General features: G+C 48.0%; 2 protein-coding genes. Both read left to right on the top strand.

What is annotated here, in order from left to right; genetic code table 11:
* The first annotated feature begins 138 nt into the window (after positions 1–138).
* On the top strand, positions 139–2,328 hold the full coding sequence (locus tag A3735_RS21020; RefSeq protein WP_068638578.1) for a marine proteobacterial sortase target protein: 2,190 nt from the start codon (positions 139–141) through the stop codon (positions 2,326–2,328).
* Positions 2,322–2,546, top strand: a 225-nt coding sequence (locus tag A3735_RS21015) for a hypothetical protein (protein WP_231882596.1), incomplete at its 3' end; no start/stop codon positions are given. The genes A3735_RS21020 and A3735_RS21015, both read left to right, overlap by 7 nt.

Here is a 2,546-nt window from a genome sequence, read left to right as displayed (position 1 = left end):
GATTGAAAGTACGTCGCTTGCAGAATTAAGTCAGTGAAAGTTCTTATTTGAATGCAGCTAAACGCCATGGCGACATTATATGTCGCTAGGGCGTGAATAATGTTTTTGATCAACGGACTTTACTTAGTTGGAGGTCATATGCGAGCTCTAGAGAATAAACACTATCTCGATAATTCATGCTCTATTTTTAGAACCCGAGGCTGGCGTAGCGTGGCAGAAGTTTGTGCTTTGAGTTTTGTTTTTTATCTTTGGATGTTATCCCAGAGTGTCTTGGCGTCTGAGCATGACGCTAGCAAAAGCTACAGCTCTTTATGGTTGAGCCCTATAGAAGGGCAAGAGGCAGAAGCGCTAAGGGACCAAGAACAAGAGGATTTCTCGGCTCTGCAGCTGAGGACTCATGTCAGTATTCAGGTCGTGGGGCCGATATCTCGAGTGAGCGTTAAACAAGAATTTTATAACCCCAGTGATTTATGGGTGGAAGGCGAATATAGCTATCCCTTACCCGAGACCGCTGCAGTTGACCAACTAAGATTGCATATTGGTGACAGAGTGGTCGAAGGACAGGTTCAGGAAAAAAAGCAGGCAGCTAAAACCTTTGCCAAGGCTCGCAAAGAGGGAAAAAAGGCCAGCCTCTTATCGCATCGTCGAAGTAATCGATTTCGAACTCAGCTCACTAATATCGGGCCAAATGAAAGTGTCACGGTAGAGTTCGAGTATCAACAATGGCTAGATTATAAAGCTGGGCAATACGATTTACGCTTCCCCATGGTTTCAACACCTACATATACACCGACAGTCGAGGAGGGCAGTCGCGCTAGTCTGCAAAAGGACTTTGTCTTCCCAGAAAATCACTATCGACGCTTGGCAGAGAAAGCAGGCAACCCGCTAAGTATTAGGCTGGATATCGATGCTGGCATTCCTATCAATGCGCCTGAGAGTAATAGTCATCAAGTGAGTATTAACAAGCTTGATTCAAGCCGCTACCAAATTGAGCTTACAGGGGAGGCAGAGCTTTCCAATCGAGACTTTCTGCTCAGCTGGCAACCAGAGGCCGCATCGCAACCCACTGTGACGGTGATGCACGAGCCGAGTTCTGATGGCCATGATGAAGACCAGTATGGCTTATTGATGGTGATGCCGCCCCAGGAGAAATTCGCTGAGGATGACTCTCAAGATCGAAATCTGGTTTTGGTGCTGGATGTTTCGGGTAGTATGCAGGGTGCTTCGATACAACAGGCTAAAGTGGCCTTGTTAAAAGCGCTCGACCAGTTAGAAGAAGATGACTTCTTTAACCTGATCTGGTTTAACAATCGTGCTATGTCTTTGTTTCCTATCAGTCAGCAAGCTTCTGCTCGTAACTTATCAATCGCAAGACACAAAGTGAATCAGCTCAATGCGAATGGTGGTACTAACATGCTACCAGCCTTGAATATCGCGCTTCAAAGTTCTGAGGAATCTCTGTCAGCACTTCGGCAAGTTGTCTTTATCACCGACGGTGCTGTCAGTAACGAAGCGGAACTGTTTACCATGATCCGGCAAGAGCTTGGCCATAGTCGTTTGTTTACGGTGGGTATAGGGTCTGCCCCGAACAGCTACTTTATGCGCAAGGCAGCACAGGCCGGTCGTGGTTCTTTTACTTACATTTCTCAGCCAGAGAGTGTTGAAGAAAGGATAAGCGAGTTATTTACTCGCCTGGCAGCACCGGCCCTAAGTGATGTGTCGATAGACTTCCAGGGTTATGAGGTCGAGATGCTTCCGAGCCCCTTACCCGATGTCTACGCAGGTGAGCCTTTGTATGCAGCATTTAGAGCAGAGCATATGCCTGAATATGCGACGCTGTCAGGGAAAATCGCCGGACGCGATGTCTATATGCGGCTATCGCTACAGAGGCAGTTTTTAGAGGCTGATATAGCGGATGGTAGACAAAAAGGTATCGCCATCGAGTGGGCGCGAAGAAAGATTGAGCATTTACTAACGCTCTATCGTGAGTCTGAACCTGAGCATAAAGCACTCGTGCAGAAAGAGATGACTGACTTGGCACTTGAGCATCGTCTGGTGAGTAAGTTTACCAGTCTGGTTGCTGTGGATGTTACTCCACAAAGGTCAGGTGTGGCGATGGAACATCAAAAGATTCCCGCTAATCTTCCAGAAGGCTGGGCACAGGGCAAGCTTGCGGGACTTAACAGGGCGCAAACGCTACGACTCGCGCAGACCTCTAGTGGTCTTTGGTTTCAGCTTTATGTCGGCTTGGTGGCGCTTTTGTTGGTGACGGTGTTGTTATATCTATCGAAAGGCATGACTAAGCGAAAAGGGAAGGCGCTATGCTAAAGAAATCTTTACTGTTTGTATTGCTAATCGCCCTATCGCTCACGGCAATTGTTCAGCTTGGTGGTGGTGCCAAAATAGCGGCTAAAGCCTGGTTAAGTCAGTATTTGATCGAACAGGCTTGGTCGCGAACTTTGCTAGGCGAAGAGCGAGTTCGCCCCTGGCCCTGGGCTGACACCTGGCCGGTTGCAGAGCTAAGTGTGCCCAGCCTTGGTGTTCAA

This window comes from Oleiphilus sp. HI0061, assembly GCF_001635675.1.
This window is presented reverse-complemented; position numbering and strand designations above follow the sequence as displayed.